Below are 16,375 nucleotides of genomic sequence, written 5' to 3'. Positions count from 1 at the left end.
AGGCGAACTATACGCCTCCACAAATCCCCTGTCAACTCCTGCCTGCATTTATTTTTGACTTTCTTCTCATTCAGCTGTTTTTCCTGAGTTTATTTTTGATCCATTATTTTTGATTACATCAAATTTGTATTCTTTAGCTGTGTATGTACTTTCTAATTTTCTTGCGAATTGATTATTTGCAAAATCTGTTGCTGTTTTTCTGCACTCAATGTGGTTAAGTGTAAGGTTTGCTCTGCCAATGCTTTATATAGTGTTTGTTCTGATTGTTTTAATGATTGCCAGTGGCGGGCAATGGTATTGCTGTCACCACGTTTAATGGGGCCGGTTAAGGCTTTGTCTGGAGACATCATCTGTAATTGATTGAGATTTTGCTGCATTAGTTGATTTACCAGAGCTTCTGCTAATTCTTGCGACAAAGACAGTGAAGCCAATATATTTCTTGCGAAAGCATTTAATGTTACTAAAAAATTTGCACTGATGGAGAGAGCGGCGTGATAACGGCTTTTCTGAGCAGAATCAATATTAAAGCAGGATAAGTTTGCTGCCTGTGCCAATTTATATAATAAAGGTAATGCTTCTGCATCGCCTTCTATTGCACATAGATGCCCCGGTAAAGTATTGATGGCCGTTTCTATCGAAGCAAAGGCAAATACCGGATGTAATGAACCTACTAATAATTTTTGTTGATTGTTTGGTATTAATATATTGCTATTTAATGCACCACTGAAATGAAGTATCAATGTGTCAGCCTTTAGCCACTCAATTTGATGTATTTTCCTGTTAATTTCTTCAATGAACTGATCGCTAACACCTATGACTATAATATCCGCTGGTGGTAATGTTTCTAGCTGTTTGTGTACTTGGATGTGCGGTATGTGATTTTTAAGATACTCTGCAGCTGAAAAATTACGATTCCAGACTGCCTGAATATTAATCAGTTTACTTTGATGCCAGATTATGGCTAATGTTGAGGCAACCTTACCTGCACCAACAATGTTTACGCTTGGTCTGTGTGCTTTTTTCAGGCAAATGGAGCTAGTTGTCATTATTAACTTTTCTAACTAAAAGACGATTATTTTACCTGAGGCTTCGTGTTGCAATTGAAGCCTTTTAACCAAAACGGTACACTTCAATACTTACTCTATATTCTAACCATAATTTACTTGGGCAAACACGTTAATGAATGCTGCTTTTAATGTGAAATCTGCGCGTCTGGACACGCTGTCAGTACAATTACTGACAGATGATCTGACTTTGATTAACCAGGAACTAAAGCAACGGGCAGAACGTTTTGGTAATTTACGCAATATGCCTTTTACTCTGGATCTGCAAAATCTTTCCAATCAGGCAAATGTGAATTTAGCGAAGCTGATTGCGCTGTTTGCACGATATAATTTGCGCATTATTGCTATCCGCCATACCGATTTATCATGGTCCAATCTGGCTAAACAGCATAATATTGCTTTCAGCATTCTTCCAGAGGAACAGGCCAGTGCACGCGTCAAAGCTGTAACTGAGGCGCAAATACCACAAATTACTGAAAAAGAAAAATTTACTTCATCTGTTTCTGCCTTACCAACTCTGGTAATAGATCGCACTATTCGTACCGGTCAGCAGGTTTATGCAGAAAAATCTGATTTAATTGTTCTGGGACTGGTAAGTGAAGGGGCGGAAATTATTGCGGATGGCAATATTCATATCTATGGCCCTTTACGCGGCCGGGCTTTGGCTGGTGCTGCCGGAAATAAGGATACTCGCATTTTTGCACAGTCTATGCAGGCCGAACTGGTATCGGTAGCAGGAATTTATCGCATTTTTGATCAACAATTACCAGCACATCTGTATCGTCACCCTGTACAGATTTTCCTGCAGAATGACCGGCTGGTGCTTAGTGCGATTCAGGCACATTAATTTTATGACTGATTTTTGAATGTATTGACAGATTCATTTATATAACAAAAAGGATTTTGATTGTGGCAAAGATTATTGTGGTGACGTCAGGTAAAGGTGGTGTTGGTAAGACCACAACCAGTGCCAGTATTTCAACAGGTCTGGCTTTAGCAGGCCATAAAACTGCGGTAATTGATTTTGATGTGGGCTTACGTAATCTGGATTTGATTATGGGTTGCGAACGCCGTGTGGTTTATGATCTGATTAATGTTATTCAGGATGAAGCTACTCTGAATCAGGCATTAATTAAAGATAAACACTGTGAAAATCTTTATGTATTACCTGCCTCTCAGACCCGGGATAAAGATGCGCTTACCCGCGACGGTGTAGAAAAGGTTTTAAAAGATCTGACTGAGAAGATGGGCTTTGAATATGTAGTCTGCGATTCACCAGCTGGTATTGAACAAGGTGCATTAATGGCCTTATATTTTGCCGATGAAGCCATCGTCACTACTAACCCGGAAATTTCCAGTGTACGTGACTCTGACCGTATTCTGGGTATTTTATCCAGCAAATCTCGCCGTGCCGAAACTAATGGGATACCGGTAAAAGAGCATTTACTGATTACCCGTTATTCACCTGAGCGTGTAGAAAAAGGTGAAATGCTGTCTGTACAGGATATTCAGGATATTTTGCGTATTCCATTAATTGGTGTTATTCCTGAATCACAAAATGTATTACAGGCATCTAATTCTGGTACGCCGGTTATTTTGCAGGAAAATTCAGTTGTTGCTGAAGCTTATAAAGATGTTGTCGCTCGTTTGCTGGGTGAGGATCGTCCAATCCGTTTTCTGGATACTGAGAAAAAAGGTTTTCTCAAGCGACTGTTTGGAGGATAAGACATGTCTATAATAGATTTTCTTTTTGGTAAGAAGCAACAATCCGCAAAAACGGCTCGCGATCGTTTACAAATTATTATTGCGCAGGAGCGAGCTACTCATACACCGGACTATTTACCTACACTACAAAAAGAGTTACTGGAAGTGTTATCAAAATATGTTCATGTTTCTTTAAATGATATTCATATTTCTCAGGAAAAGAAAAACGGTATGGATGTATTGGCATTGAATATTACTTTACCTGAAACAGGAAAGAAAAAGGCCAGTTAATGACGCTGACTGAATTGCGCTATATTGTGGCTGTAGCTCAGGAAAAACATTTTGGACGTGCTGCCCAGCGATGTTTTGTAAGTCAGCCTACTTTATCCATTGCAATTAAGAAACTGGAAGAGGAGCTTGGGCTGGCATTATTTGATCGCAGCAGTAATGAGGTAATGACAACTGATGCTGGCCAGCGAATTGTGGTACAGGCTCGCCGTGTTCTTGAAGAAGCTGATCGTATTAAGCTGATGGCGAATCAGGAACAGAGTGAGCTGGAAGGAATATTTAAACTTGGTCTGATTTTTACCATTGCACCGTATCTGCTGCCAAAGTTGATTTTATCTTTGCGAGAGATGGCTCCTGAAATGCCATTACAGCTGGATGAAAACTATACAGATGTATTAAAAGAATCACTTAAGCGTGGTGATCTGGATGCTATTGTAGTAGCAGAACCATTTGTTGAAACCGGGCTGGAAACTATTCCGCTTTATGATGAGCCTTTTTTTGTTATTGTTCCAAAAGGCCATGCTTTCGAGCAATTGGACGAGGTTACACCAAAGCAACTAGGTGAAGAACGGGTATTACTGCTCACCGAAGGCAACTGTATGCGTGATAATGTACTGGCTAGCTGCCAAGAATTGGCTTCGCGTCAGAAAATTCAGGGACTGTCTAATAGTATTCAGGGAAGTTCTATCAATACGATCAGACATATGGTGGCCAGTGGTCTGGGTATTAGTGTCATGCCAGCTACAGCTTTAACAGAGAATGATCATCTGTTGTTCAGTATTATTCCTTTTACTAGTCCGACACCGGAACGGCGCGTGGTTCTGGCCTCCAGACGAAATTTTGTTCGTCCTAAAGCCTTGCGCATGATTAAGTCTGCTATTCTGGCTTCGCAGTTAACTGGGGTAAAATTTATTCATGATGCTGATTAAGTTTTAGAGCAATCAAAAAACGCCTGTACTCTATAGCAGGCGTTTTTTGATGCACAAAATTTTCTGATTTAATGATTTAAGTTATATATGATTACAGATTATTTAATCATATGAAATTGATTAAATAATCTGTAATCTATAAATGAATTTAAATTCAAACAGATTCGAAACAGGATTTTCTATGATTGCATTAATACAGCGTGTGAAAGAAGCCAGCGTCTGTGTAAACTCTGAAATAGTCGGACAAATAGATCAGGGATTACTGGTGTTATTAGGTGTGGAAGAAGGAGATGATTTACAAAAAGCTGAACGTCTCTGTGACAAAGTACTTGGTTATCGGATTTTCAGTGATCAGGATAATAAAATGAATTTGAACGTTAAGCAGGCTAATGGTCAGTTACTGGTTGTTTCGCAATTTACGCTTGCTGCCGACACTAAAAAAGGGATGCGCCCTAGTTTTACAAAAGGTGCAGCACCAGAAAAAGCCAATGATTTGTATAATTATTTTGTTGAATTATGCCAGAAACAAATTGTGACTAAAACCGGTATCTTTGCCGCAAATATGCAGGTTTCTCTGATTAATGACGGACCGGTAACATTCTGGCTGCAAGTTTGAGTACTTATATTTTATTCAATAGCAAACAAATTAATTTTTAGTATCGGCTGAGTTCCTGCTTTAATACGCGGATATTGGCTTGCCGGTCTGTTATATTTTGTTGCCAGCGCTGAATTTGTGCTGTTGCTCCCTGCTTTTGTGCCTGACGTAACTTTTGCTGGGCTATTGTCAATGCATTCTGTTCACTGGCAATATCACGTTGAACCAGTTGTTTTGGTGTCAGTTTGGGTATAGTGATTATTTTAGCCGGTACTGTAACCATATTATTTTTGTTTCTAATCATAGTCACAGTTTCAGGTTTCGGGGGCTGTTGTCGCAGTGAAATACCTATTTTGGGTGAAGCCGGTGTCTTCATTAAGTCACTGTCTCGTCCAAATTCAGCACTGTACCAAAGACGCTGCAACTGCTCCAAACCCGGAGCATTTTGATTTTCCAGAGAATATTTTTTTAGATTATCATCATCTGCAGGTGGATACTTTGCAATCTGACACTGAACATCTAAAGGTTTGGTGGTATAGCTGACATGATTATTTGCCAGCGGACAAGCATACCAGACCACAGATTTAGGCTCACTGGCTGTGGATACAGCTGCTGTTGTATCTTCAGCCCAAACCACATCCATATCACTGAAAAACAATAAACAGATAATGAAATAAAAGCTAAATCTGAACTTGTTTTGCATAACAATTACTCGTTACGTCCACAATTAAATACATATACAATATAGTTTTATAGCACAATTTACTGATTTGGATAATTAATCAGTGACTGAAATCTTTACATAATATAATTGTAAGACAAATTATCTGGTGTACGGATATTTTTTATATTATTGTAATATATATACAAAATTTACATTATTTAATTTATTCTCCAGATGTTTCTGATAATTTCAAAGATTGTACTTAACCACATAAATAAAAATCATAAAATTACTTCATCCTTCTTAAATTTACTTTTAATTATTAATTAACATAATGATATTATACTAAATAATAGGAAAACAAAATGTTACTTAAATCTAAAAAAGTTTTCTTCCCAATAATAATTGTATTAATATTATTAGGATTCAGTTTTTATTATGTATATGAAGATCTCTTTGTCGATGAAAGCAAAATAGGTACGGTTGTCGATGAATTCAATGGTGTTAAGGTTTACTACAATGGAAAACAGCCATGTAAGTGAAAGAAATATAGCACCAGATGGCTATAATTTAGGATTAAAGTATCAATGTGTCGAATTTATTAAGCGCTACTATTATGAACGCTTTAATCATAAAATGCCTGACAGTTACGGGCATGCCAAACAATTTTTTGATGATTCGATACCAGATGGAAATCTTAATCCTAAACGTAATTTACTTCAGTTCCATAACGGCTCTCCCACAAAACCTCAAGTTGACGATATTATTGTCTTAGGCTGGTCTAAATATGACCACGTAGCCATTATCAGTAAAGTTACTGACAATGATATTGAGATCGTTCAGCAAAATCCTGGTCCTACTGCCAGTAGTCATGCCACTTTTCCGTTAATTTATAAAGATGGATTATGGAAAATAGATTCTTTTCGTGTTTTAGGTTATTTACGTAAACATGAAAAGCAAATTACATGATGAATCACAGAAATAATAGTTATTTTAATGCTGGGCACAAAAACAGTTTGTTAAATGATCATTTACTAATCCCATTGATTGCATAAACGCATAGCATGTAGTCGGACCTACAAAGCTAAAACCACGCTTTTTTAAAGCTTTGGACATAGCGCGACTAATTTCTGTCTGTGTTGGCACCTCTGATAAATGTTTATAGTGATTTATAATCGGTTGATCATTAACAAATGACCAAATAAAACTGGCAAAATCTTCCCCATGTTGCTGCATAGATAGATATGCATGGGCATTATTAATAATTGCTTTGAGTTTGGCCGGATGGCGAATAAGTCTGGAATTCTGTAATAGTGGTTCAATATCGGTAATTGTAATAATTTGATGCGGATTAAAATCATAGAAACAACGCCGGTATTCATCGCGTTTTTTTAATACGGTAATCCATGATAAGCCCGCCTGCTGGCCTTCCAGACAAATCTTTTCAAACAGTTTTTGCCCGTCTCTCTGTATTTTTCCCCATTCAAAATCATGATAGTGTTCATACAATGGGTCGGAGTTGACCCATTCACACCGTTGTTTCAACTGTTTTTGCATAATATTTGAATCCGCTTAATGTTATAAATTTTGCATAGTTATCTGATAATTTTTAATATAACCATGTCTGAATCAGGGTGATAATACCTAAAAGACAGAACAGAATGCAGGCTCCTATACGGATACGGTTTAAGGGTAAACGCTGCATCAGCCAGTTTCCGAAAAATATTACCGGAACATTAGCTAATAACAAACCTACTGTACTACCCAGAACTACTGAAAACAAATCACGGTATTGAGCTGCCAGCAAAATAGTAGCAATTTGGGTTTTATCACCCACTTCTGCCAGAAAAAATAATACTGCGGTGGCCACGAACGGACCGTAACGCATAAAACGAGTATCTACGCCATCATCTTTATCCGGCTTTAACAGCCATAAACCCACTATCAGAAAACTGAAGCCTACAACCCAACCCATTAACTGCGGTGTAAAAAAACGTGCTACTTCTACGCCAAACCATGCAGAAACAATATGATTAAGTAAGGTGGCACAAAGCATACCGGCAATGATGGAATATTTGCGCGAAAATCGGGTTGCTAGAAATAAAGTCAGTAATTGAGTTTTGTCACCAATTTCAGCAAGCGCAACTGGAATGACAGAAGAAAGAAAAGTATGAATCATTTTCAGAATACCGTTGGCGGGCAAAAGACAAAAGACACAATAAAACCCCCGCCGTAATGGTTTTATGTGTCTCAAGTCTCGTTAGTCCGCCAACAGGCAAGGACGTTACGACCATGCAGTAAAAACTGTAAATATGTTGACCGTAACCACAGGCTTGAAGAAACCACCTGTGCAACTACTCCCTTAAGGCAGGGCATCATAACCCATTCTATACAAACGCAACAAGTGAAATTCTTTAAAAATTCATTGAATTTGATTTCAGACAACAAAACAGGCTGCCATGCTTTATGGCAGCCTGCAATAATAGATTAATCAGATTAATAAAAACCCAGAACTTTCCACCAAACACCACCGATAAACACAAATATAATCAGTTCGACTACACTCATGATGAAACCGACTTTCCACCATTCGCCTAAAGTAACATAGCCTGAACCGAATATCACAGGTGAAGTACCAGTAGCATAATGCGTTAATGTCATCATGATGCTGGAAGCTGCAGCCATCATCAGTGCAAACAGCATCGGAGGTGCGCCAAGCGCCAGACCGGCAGAATAGAAGGCAGCAAACATGGCTGTAATGTGAGCAGTAGTACTTGCAAACATATAGTGTGCATACATATAAGCCAGTAATAATAAGGCACAGGCACCCATCCAGCCCATACCCAGTCCGCCTATGCTGCTTTCCAGCACACCAGAGAACCATTTAATCAATCCGAGTTTATTCAGGAAAGTAGCCATCATGACTAATGCAGCAAACCAGGTAATGGTATCCCATGCACTTTTTTCTTTCAGAATATCATCCCAGCTTAATACACCGGTTAACAATAACAATGACAAACCAATGAATGCAGTAGTGGTCGCGTCTATAATGTATGCATCACCAAACAGCATGGCCGGCAAACCTGCCCATAAAATCAGCAATACTGCAAAAATACCCAGCATGATTTTTTCATCACGTGTCATCGGCCCCTGCTCTTTCAGACGCTCTTTAGCAAAAGCAACGGCATTGGGTGTTTGCTTGATTTCAGGCGGATACAACCAGTAAATAATCAGCGGCATCAGGAACATCGCTATCAGACCCGGTATTAACATTGCCAAAGCCCATGTACCCCATGTCAGATTAATATTTTTATTGGTTACATCGGCAATTAGCCTCACAATTAACGGGTTAGGAGCGGTAGCAGTAATAAACATGATTGAGCTGATGGGATTGGCATGATAATTTACCAGAGCCAGAAATTTACCCATACGTTTTTCTGTGCCCTTTTCAGGATCAGAATCATAGCTGGATGCAATAGACTTCATGATTGGGTGAATAATGCCACCGCCACGAGCAGTATTACTCGGTGTAACCGGAGCCAGTATTAATTCCACTACGGCCAGACTATAGGCAACACCTAGCGTACGTTTACCCCATAACCTAATGAACAGATAGCCCACACGTGCACCAAGACCGGTTTTTAATAAACCGCGCGAAATCATAATTGCCACACCAATTAGCCAGATCAGCGGATTACCAAAACTGCTTAAGGCATCACCCATAGCCTTACTGGGATCATTATTAGTTACTCCGGTTAAGGCAACCAGCATAATGGCAATAATAGATAGTGCACCAATTGGCATTGCTTTGCCGATAATGGCAGCAATAACTCCGACAAACATGGCCAGTAAATGCCATGCCTGAGGTGAAACCCCCTCTGGAACCGGTATGAACCAGATAATCAGAGCGATTATCAGCGCAATAGCCGCGGGAATGGGTTTAAACCCAATTTTTACAGGCATACAACATACTCCTAAATCATAAAGATACAGACTACAGCCAGACAGAAATCACTAACCTGAATGTGATTGTATACTTTTATAGCAAAATACCGTCTGATATAAAGCAAAAAAGTATCAGACGGTATTAACGAAAGTCAGATGATTATACTGTTTAAGCCTGAATGAATATAACATACAGCTGTGTAAGTAAACGCTATTGATGTTAAAGCAGATTTTCCGGATGCGATTAAATAGATAAATTTTGCAAAACTATGCTTGAAATCGTGCCGGGCATACCCATTTACGATTCATTAGCAATAGTATGGCGGTGGTAATTAACCACCCTGTTTGCAGCCGTAATATAGCGGCGCAAAGTACGAAATTAAATAATTAGGAGATTATTAATTATGGCAAAAGTAATCGGTATTGACTTAGGTACCACCAACTCCTGTGTTGCCATTTCCGAAGGTGGCCAGACTAAAGTAATTGAAAATGCAGAAGGTGCACGTACTACGCCTTCAATTGTTGCTTATCTGGACGATAACGAAATTCTGGTAGGCGCTCCAGCCAAACGTCAGGCTGTTACCAATCCGAAAAATACTATTTATGCTGTAAAACGTCTGATCGGCCGCAAATTTGATGATGCTGAAGTACAGCGTGATATTAAATCTATGCCTTTTCAGATTGTTAAAGCAAATAATAACGACGCATGGGTAGAAGCACATGGTGAAAAATTATCACCTCCGCAAGTATCTGCCGAAGTATTGCGTAAAATGAAAAAAGCAGCTGAAGATTATCTGGGTGAAAAAGTAACTGAAGCTGTTATTACTGTGCCGGCTTATTTTAATGACAGTCAGCGTCAGGCTACTAAAGACGCCGGTCGTATTGCTGGTCTGGATGTAAAACGTATTATCAATGAACCAACTGCCGCGGCTCTGGCTTTCGGTATGGATAAAGGCGAAAAAGGCGACCGTAAGATTGCCGTATACGACCTTGGCGGTGGTACATTTGATATTTCTATTATTGAAATCGCTGAAGTTGATGGCGACAAACAGTTTGAAGTACTGGCCACCAATGGTGATACATTCCTGGGCGGTGAAGACTTCGACCAGCGTTTGATTAACTACATCATTGATGAATTCAAAAAAGATCAGGGTATCGATCTGAAAAATGATGTAATGGCTCTGCAACGTCTGAAAGAAGCTGCTGAAAAAGCGAAAATCGAACTTTCCAGTGGACAGCAGACAGAAATCAATCTGCCTTACATCACTATGGATGCTTCCGGCCCGAAACATCTGGCGATGAAAATTACCCGTGCCAAATTTGAAAGTCTGGTAGAAGATCTGATTACCCGCTCTATCGAACCTTGCCGCACTGCAATTAAAGATGCCGGTCTGAGCGTAAATGATATTAATGATGTTATTTTGGTAGGCGGTCAAAGCCGTATGCCAAAAGTACAGGAAGCTGTTAAAGATTTCTTCGGTAAAGAACCGCGCCGTGATGTTAATCCTGATGAAGCTGTTGCTGTAGGTGCTGCTATTCAGGGTGCCGTACTGGCCGGTGACCGTAACGACGTGCTGTTACTTGATGTAACACCTTTGTCTCTGGGTATTGAAACCATGGGCGGTGTGATGACTAAACTCATCAACAAAAACACTACCATTCCGACTAAAGCAACTCAGACATTCTCTACAGCTGAAGATAATCAAAGTGCGGTAACCATCCATGTATTACAGGGTGAACGTGAACGTGCTTCTGCTAATAAGAGTCTGGGACAGTTTAATCTGGGTGATATTCCTCCTGCACCCCGTGGTGTGCCTCAGGTAGAAGTAACTTTTGATATCGACGCCAACGGTATTTTGCATGTATCTGCAAAAGACAAAGGTACCGGCAAAGAAGCTAATATCACCATTCAGGCTTCTTCCGGTTTGAGCGAAGAAGAAATCGAACGCATGGTAAAAGATGCAGAAGCTAATGCTGAGGAAGATCGCAAACTATCCGAACTGGTAAGCAGTCGCAATCAGGCTGAAGCTTTGATTCATTCAGTACAGAAATCTTTGACTGAATATGGCGACAAACTTGATGCTGCTGAAAAAGAAAAAATTGAAGCAGCCATCAAGGAAGCTGAAGAAGCTGTTAAAGGCGAAGATAAAGCTGCCATTGATGCTAAAGCCGAGGCTTTAGGTACAGCCAGCCAGAAACTGGGCGAAATGATGTATGCTCAGGCACAGGCCGAAGGTCAGCAAGCTGGTGCCCAGACTGAACAGTCACAAAGCAAAGGCAGCGATGACGTTGTAGACGCTGAATTTGAAGAAGTAAAAGATAAAGAGAAAAAAGACTAATTTTTTCCTGATACTATTTAACCCCGCTTCCAAGCGGGGTTTTATTTTATCTGGCCATTGCTCTGCAGACTAAAAAATACCATTTATATCTGTCATTTCTGCAGCAAAATTTCTGATTTTATTATTATTGCCAGTTTATAATCATTCAGACAGATGAAAATATCAATAAGCAGAAATTGTGAATATTTAATGTCCTGTAAAAAAACAGACATATTTGCAAACTGACCGTTACAATAATCGTAGCGATTATTTACAATAAAGAAATACAACTGGAGCAAAAGATGGATTTTTATATTTTACTGATTTTACTTGGTGTTTGTTGTGCCATACTAACTGCCGGATTTTGCGGACGCTCACAACGCTGGGGACCATGGACTATGCTGGTTGGCATTAGCTGCCTGCTGATTCTGATTATGGTGATGATATATAAACTATCGCGCGTTGTCTGAATTCTGATTCCTGTCTGTCAGCTTCATTCTGATTCTGGCAGATGAATAACTATTTAAGAATCGGTTGGAAATCAATGATGGTGATTACAACCGAATAAAATTGATGTATAACATTATCTTCTTTAGCTAAGACTGTTTTCTTCAAAGAAAATTTGAAAAATAGGTATCCACATGCAAAACAAATTAAGCAAAATAACCTGTATCGAAGATTTGCGTAAAGTTGCCAAACGCAAAGTACCTAAGATGTTTTATGATTATGCTGATACTGGTTCGTGGACTGAATCTACCTATCATGCCAATAGTAATGATTTTCAGGAAATTAAATTACGCCAGCGTGTATTGACGGATATGACCGGCCGTACACTGGAAACAACAATGGCTGGTCAGACAGTAAAAATGCCGGTGGCACTGGCGCCTACCGGATTAACCGGTATGCAGCATGCCGACGGAGAAATTCTGGCTGCACGTGCGGCCGAAAAATTCGGTGTGCCGTTTACGCTGTCTACTATGTCTATATGTTCTATTGAAGACGTGGCAGAAAATACCAGCGCTCCGTTCTGGTTTCAATTATATGTTATGCGTGACCGCGAATTCATGCGCGATCTGATTCGCCGTGCTCAGGAAGCCAAATGCTCAGCATTGGTGGTTACTGCTGATTTACAGGTTCTGGGACAAAGACATAAAGATATTAAAAACGGGCTGTCTACGCCGCCTAAACCCACACTGCGCAACTGGATGAATCTGGCTACTAAGCCGGAATGGTGTCTGGCTATGCTGAATACACAGCGTCGCACTTTCCGTAATATTGTCGGTCATACCAAAGGTGTTGCCGACATGACATCATTGTCTTCATGGACATCTGAACAGTTTGATCCGCGCCTCAGCTGGAAAGACATTGAAGAAATCAAGAATCTATGGGGCGGAAAATTGATTATTAAAGGCATTCTTGATGCCGAAGATGCAGAAATGGCTGTGAAATCCGGCGCAGATGCAATTATAGTGTCTAATCATGGTGGTCGCCAGCTGGACGGCGCTCCTTCGACCATCCATGCATTACCCAATATTATTTCTGCTGTAGGCAATAATATTGAAGTCTGGCTGGATAGTGGTATCCGCAGCGGACAGGATGTTCTCAAAGCTATTGCTATGGGAGCCAAGGGTACGCTAATTGGCCGCGCATTCCTGTATGGTCTGGGTGCATATGGTGAGGATGGTGTAACACGTGCGCTGGAAATTATTTATAACGAAATGGATATCAGCATGGCCTTTACCGGTCACACTGATATCAAAACCGTTAATAAAGATATTCTGATACCGGGCACCTATCCGGTAGCCGGTTAAATCTGCCTGATTCTAAGGATATTTAAAAGCTATTTGTCTCAGACAAATAGCTTTTTTATCGATACCGCTCATCTTATTCAGCATTTGGTATAACTAACTGGCTTTTTAACTGACATGAACAGGTGACAAAGCCACTTCAGCCGGCTATGCTTGCCTTTTTATTGCTTATTAGACTGTTATGAACATCACTGAGAAAATTGCTTCGGAGCTGAATGTTGCTTCCGCACGAATTCAGGCAGCGATTGACCTGCTGGATGATGGGGCTACGGTACCGTTTGTGGCACGCTACCGTAAAGAAGCCACAGGCGGACTGGATGATACTCAGTTGCGGACGCTGGCTGAACGATTACAATATCTGCGTGAATTACAGGAACGCAAACAAACTGTATTATCCAGCATCGAAGAACAGGGCAAACTGACTGATGAGCTGCGCCAGAGCATAGAAGACGCTGATAATAAAACTGCACTCGAAGATATCTATCTTCCTTATAAACCCAAACGTCGTACCAAAGCACAAATTGCACGCGAGTACGGGCTGGCACCATTAGCTGAATCACTGCTTACTCAGCCAGATCTGGATCCGGAAACTGCCGCACAAAATTATTTAAACGACAATGTCGCTGACAGTAAAGCCGCTCTGGACGGAGCGCGCGCAATTCTGATGGAACAATTTGCCGAAGAAGCCGCTCTGATAGGACGTTTGCGCGAGAAATTGTGGCGTGAAGGCGAAATCCATGCCACAGTTATCGAAGGTCAGGAAAGTGCCGGTGAGAAATTCAAAGATTACTTTAATCACCGTGAACCGATTCACAGTATGCCCAGCCATCGTGCTATGGCCATACTGCGCGGCCGTAATGAAGGAATATTGTCGCTCAATCTGAAATACCAGCCTGATGATACACCTGCCGGCGAACAGAGTATTTATGAGCAACTGATTGCACAACAGTTTGGTATCGCAGATATCGGACGTGCTGCTGACCGCTGGTTACGTGACACAGTGCGCTTAAGCTGGCGTGCTAAAATTTTTCTTTCATTAGAACTTGAAACCCTCAACCGGCTTAAAGAAAATGCCGATCAGGCTGCCATCAGTGTATTTGCCCAAAATCTGAAAGATTTGCTGCTTGCAGCTCCGGCCGGCCGTCTTACCACTATCGGGCTGGATCCCGGTATCCGTACCGGAGTAAAAGTAGCGGTAGTTGATGATACCGGTAAGCTACTGGAAACAGCTACTATCTATCCGCACCAGCCGCGTAACGACTGGAAAGGTGCTCTGACTGCACTGACTCATCTGGTAAAACAATATAAAGTCCGGCTGATTGCCATTGGTAACGGTACGGCCAGTCGTGAAACCGACAAGCTGGCCGGTGAACTGATTCGTGCCCTGCCTGATTATCATTTGCAAAAAATCGTTGTTTCTGAAGCCGGTGCCTCTGTTTACTCCGCTTCTGCTTTAGCAGCCAAAGAATTTCCTGAGCTGGATGTCAGTCTGCGCGGTGCTGTTTCTATCGCCCGCCGCCTGCAAGACCCGCTGGCAGAACTGGTGAAAATCGACCCTAAATCAATTGGTGTTGGTCAATATCAGCATGATGTTAACCAGAGCCAGCTGGCCAAAAGTCTGGATGCAGTTGTGGAAGATTGTGTAAACGCTGTCGGAGTGGATGTGAATACCGCATCAGTCGCCCTTTTGGCGCGTATTTCCGGTCTTAATAGTACACTGGCACAGAATATTGTCAGTTATCGTGACCAGAATGGGGCTTTTGCCAATCGCAAAACTCTGCTTAAAGTACCGCGTCTGGGCAGTAAAACTTTTGAACAGGCAGCCGGCTTTCTGCGTATTCAGGGCGGTGATGAACCTCTGGATGCCAGTGCAGTCCATCCGGAAAGCTATCCTATCGTTGCCAGAATGCTCAAAACGGCTCAGCTGCGGGCTGACCAGCTGATTGGCAACCGCAGTGTGCTCAAAACACTTAAACCCGCAGATTACATCGATGCTAATGTCGGTTTACCTACGATTAACGACATTCTGGCTGAATTGGAAAAGCCCGGTCGTGACCCGCGCGGTGAATTCCAGACCGCAACATTTGCTGATGGTATCGAAGACATCAGCGACCTTAAACCCGGCATGGTTCTCGAAGGCGTAGTCAGTAATGTGGCCGCATTTGGCGCTTTTGTCGATATTGGCGTGCATCAGGACGGACTGGTACATGTTTCTGCCTTAGCTGACCGCTATATTGCTGACCCGCGTGATATTGTTAAAACCGGCGATGTGGTTAAAGTGAAGGTTATCGATGTTGATATAGCGCGTAAACGTATTGCTCTGTCCATGCGTCTGAACGACGATACTCAGCCTGCATCCCGCCAACACGAACGACCACGCCGGCAAAATGGTAAAACACAAAATGTATCCGGCACAGATAATGCAATGGCGGCAGCATTTGCCCGGTTAAAACAGCAATAGACAAAAGACCGCTATAAAGGGGCATCTCTGCCCCTTTTTTCATTAAACAGGCTGCATATAGTATCCTAGCGACAATCTTTGCCAGACAACGGCACACTTACCTGTGAATGATCCTGAAAAGTATAAACATACACAAAATTAAATCCCCCCAGCAACATACGCCGTGTCAGAGGCTGACGGCACGCCTGCTCTAAATCCTTTTTCACTGATGCCGGATTGAAATTAGCCTGATTTTGCTTACTGTCCAGCATGGTATACGAATAATAAATAGTCTGATTGTGCCGTACAGCTGCTGTAAACAGATTCTGTTTGTGTTGCTGTGGCAGTTTCTTCTGTAATGCCAGCAATTGCTGATCTACAGACGTAGTCAATACCGGATCAATGGCCAGAGGCATATGCCGAGGTTTACTGACGGCTTCTGCAGAAGCTGCACCAGATTCATCCGGCTGCCGGTTACAGGCTGCCAGTAAGCACAAACAGAATAGCGCAATTATTTTTTTCATGGCTGACACTTTCAGAGCAGATACAGACAGGATTTATCCGGTAATACCGGAAAACTTTTGTCCTCTCCCCTTAATTTACTCCAGATAATCAATAAT

General features: G+C 41.3%; 16 protein-coding genes. 10 read left to right on the top strand and 6 right to left on the bottom strand.

What is annotated here, in order from left to right:
* Positions 1-152: 152 nt before the first annotated feature.
* Complete coding sequence (locus tag H3U73_RS10265; protein ID WP_084550321.1) at positions 153-1,046, bottom strand: Rossmann-like and DUF2520 domain-containing protein; 894 nt, start codon at positions 1,044-1,046, stop codon at positions 153-155.
* Positions 1,047-1,179: 133 nt separating this feature from the next.
* Here H3U73_RS10265 and minC point away from each other — a divergent pair, with 133 nt between their 5' ends.
* From minC to dtd, 5 genes are all read left to right on the top strand, one after another.
* On the top strand, positions 1,180-1,911 hold the full coding sequence (gene minC, locus H3U73_RS10260) for a septum site-determining protein MinC (RefSeq protein ID WP_025329961.1): 732 nt from the start codon (positions 1,180-1,182) through the stop codon (positions 1,909-1,911).
* A 62-nt stretch (positions 1,912-1,973) separates the two neighbouring features.
* Positions 1,974-2,789 carry a septum site-determining protein MinD gene (gene minD / locus H3U73_RS10255; RefSeq protein WP_025329960.1) on the top strand — a complete coding sequence of 272 codons (816 nt, stop codon included), beginning with the start codon at positions 1,974-1,976 and terminating at the stop codon, positions 2,787-2,789.
* A gap of 3 nt (positions 2,790-2,792) precedes the next feature.
* The gene (minE, locus tag H3U73_RS10250; RefSeq protein ID WP_025329959.1) at positions 2,793-3,059 is read left to right on the top strand and encodes a cell division topological specificity factor MinE; all 267 of its coding nucleotides are present in this window, start codon (positions 2,793-2,795) and stop codon (positions 3,057-3,059) included.
* Positions 3,059-3,985, top strand: a complete 927-nt coding sequence (locus H3U73_RS10245; protein ID WP_084547468.1) for a hydrogen peroxide-inducible genes activator — start codon at positions 3,059-3,061, stop codon at positions 3,983-3,985. The genes minE and H3U73_RS10245 overlap by 1 nt, the downstream gene beginning before the upstream one ends.
* 181 nt (positions 3,986-4,166) lie before the next feature.
* Positions 4,167-4,601 (top strand): D-aminoacyl-tRNA deacylase, encoded by a 435-nt coding sequence (dtd, locus tag H3U73_RS10240; RefSeq protein WP_025329957.1) that lies wholly within the window; start codon positions 4,167-4,169, stop codon positions 4,599-4,601.
* Positions 4,602-4,638: 37 nt separating this feature from the next.
* Here the strand turns inward: dtd and H3U73_RS10235 are convergent, their stop codons facing one another.
* Positions 4,639-5,283, bottom strand: a complete 645-nt coding sequence (locus H3U73_RS10235; protein WP_084547467.1) for a hypothetical protein — start codon at positions 5,281-5,283, stop codon at positions 4,639-4,641.
* 480 nt (positions 5,284-5,763) lie between these two features.
* On the opposite strand from H3U73_RS10235, the gene H3U73_RS10230 reads away from it, so the two are divergent.
* Positions 5,764-6,213, top strand: a complete 450-nt coding sequence (locus tag H3U73_RS10230; protein WP_198190502.1) for a CHAP domain-containing protein — start codon at positions 5,764-5,766, stop codon at positions 6,211-6,213.
* Between the two features lie 24 nt (positions 6,214-6,237).
* On the opposite strand, the gene H3U73_RS10225 is transcribed toward H3U73_RS10230, so the two are convergent.
* The 3 genes from H3U73_RS10225 to H3U73_RS10215 all read right to left on the bottom strand — a co-directional run bounded on the left by H3U73_RS10225 (position 6,238) and on the right by H3U73_RS10215 (position 9,195).
* On the bottom strand, positions 6,238-6,801 hold the full coding sequence (locus H3U73_RS10225; RefSeq protein ID WP_084550324.1) for a DNA-3-methyladenine glycosylase I: 564 nt from the start codon (positions 6,799-6,801) through the stop codon (positions 6,238-6,240).
* A 52-nt stretch (positions 6,802-6,853) separates the two neighbouring features.
* Positions 6,854-7,420 carry a TMEM165/GDT1 family protein gene (locus tag H3U73_RS10220; protein ID WP_144363180.1) on the bottom strand — a complete coding sequence of 189 codons (567 nt, stop codon included), beginning with the start codon at positions 7,418-7,420 and terminating at the stop codon, positions 6,854-6,856.
* 320 nt (positions 7,421-7,740) lie between these two features.
* Entirely contained in the window at positions 7,741-9,195 is a 1,455-nt protein-coding gene (locus tag H3U73_RS10215) for an anion permease (protein WP_084550387.1), read from the bottom strand.
* Between the two features lie 398 nt (positions 9,196-9,593).
* Here H3U73_RS10215 and dnaK point away from each other — a divergent pair, with 398 nt between their 5' ends.
* From dnaK to H3U73_RS10195, 4 genes are all read left to right on the top strand, one after another.
* Positions 9,594-11,528 carry a molecular chaperone DnaK gene (gene dnaK, locus H3U73_RS10210; RefSeq protein WP_025329951.1) on the top strand — a complete coding sequence of 645 codons (1,935 nt, stop codon included), beginning with the start codon at positions 9,594-9,596 and terminating at the stop codon, positions 11,526-11,528.
* 281 nt (positions 11,529-11,809) lie between these two features.
* On the top strand, positions 11,810-11,977 hold the full coding sequence (locus H3U73_RS10205; protein WP_167539456.1) for a hypothetical protein: 168 nt from the start codon (positions 11,810-11,812) through the stop codon (positions 11,975-11,977).
* A gap of 171 nt (positions 11,978-12,148) precedes the next feature.
* Positions 12,149-13,318, top strand: coding sequence for an alpha-hydroxy acid oxidase (locus H3U73_RS10200; RefSeq protein ID WP_025329950.1), 1,170 nt, complete (start codon positions 12,149-12,151; stop codon positions 13,316-13,318).
* 178 nt (positions 13,319-13,496) lie between these two features.
* A complete protein-coding gene (locus tag H3U73_RS10195) occupies positions 13,497-15,776 on the top strand; it encodes a Tex family protein (RefSeq protein ID WP_084550327.1) in 2,280 nt (759 codons plus the stop codon).
* A 65-nt stretch (positions 15,777-15,841) separates the two neighbouring features.
* Here H3U73_RS10195 and H3U73_RS10190 read toward each other — a convergent pair whose 3' ends face one another.
* Complete coding sequence (locus H3U73_RS10190) at positions 15,842-16,279, bottom strand: hypothetical protein (RefSeq protein WP_084550330.1); 438 nt, start codon at positions 16,277-16,279, stop codon at positions 15,842-15,844.
* Positions 16,280-16,375: the final 96 nt, after the last annotated feature.

Origin of the sequence: Snodgrassella sp. W8124, assembly GCF_016100875.1 — a bacterium.
GTDB lineage: Bacteria > Pseudomonadota > Gammaproteobacteria > Burkholderiales > Neisseriaceae > Snodgrassella > Snodgrassella alvi.
The sequence above is the reverse complement of the archived record's forward strand: the minus strand, read 5'-3'. Positions and strand labels throughout refer to the sequence as shown.

What these genes read in the sequence shown, in the direction of transcription:
- dtd (WP_025329957.1), top strand. Translation starts at nt 4,167, where the DNA reads ATGATTGCATTAATACAGCGTGTGAAAGAAGCCAGCGTCTGTGTAAAC.
- H3U73_RS10195 (WP_084550327.1), top strand. Translation starts at nt 13,497, where the DNA reads ATGAACATCACTGAGAAAATTGCTTCGGAGCTGAATGTTGCTTCCGCA.
- H3U73_RS10225 (WP_084550324.1), bottom strand. Translation starts at nt 6,801, where the DNA reads ATGCAAAAACAGTTGAAACAACGGTGTGAATGGGTCAACTCCGACCCA.
- H3U73_RS10265 (WP_084550321.1), bottom strand. Translation starts at nt 1,046, where the DNA reads ATGACAACTAGCTCCATTTGCCTGAAAAAAGCACACAGACCAAGCGTA.
- H3U73_RS10230 (WP_198190502.1), top strand. Translation starts at nt 5,764, where the DNA reads ATGGAAAACAGCCATGTAAGTGAAAGAAATATAGCACCAGATGGCTAT.
- H3U73_RS10190 (WP_084550330.1), bottom strand. Translation starts at nt 16,279, where the DNA reads ATGAAAAAAATAATTGCGCTATTCTGTTTGTGCTTACTGGCAGCCTGT.
- H3U73_RS10235 (WP_084547467.1), bottom strand. Translation starts at nt 5,283, where the DNA reads ATGCAAAACAAGTTCAGATTTAGCTTTTATTTCATTATCTGTTTATTG.
- H3U73_RS10200 (WP_025329950.1), top strand. Translation starts at nt 12,149, where the DNA reads ATGCAAAACAAATTAAGCAAAATAACCTGTATCGAAGATTTGCGTAAA.
- H3U73_RS10205 (WP_167539456.1), top strand. Translation starts at nt 11,810, where the DNA reads ATGGATTTTTATATTTTACTGATTTTACTTGGTGTTTGTTGTGCCATA.
- minC (WP_025329961.1), top strand. Translation starts at nt 1,180, where the DNA reads ATGAATGCTGCTTTTAATGTGAAATCTGCGCGTCTGGACACGCTGTCA.
- minE (WP_025329959.1), top strand. Translation starts at nt 2,793, where the DNA reads ATGTCTATAATAGATTTTCTTTTTGGTAAGAAGCAACAATCCGCAAAA.
- H3U73_RS10245 (WP_084547468.1), top strand. Translation starts at nt 3,059, where the DNA reads ATGACGCTGACTGAATTGCGCTATATTGTGGCTGTAGCTCAGGAAAAA.
- dnaK (WP_025329951.1), top strand. Translation starts at nt 9,594, where the DNA reads ATGGCAAAAGTAATCGGTATTGACTTAGGTACCACCAACTCCTGTGTT.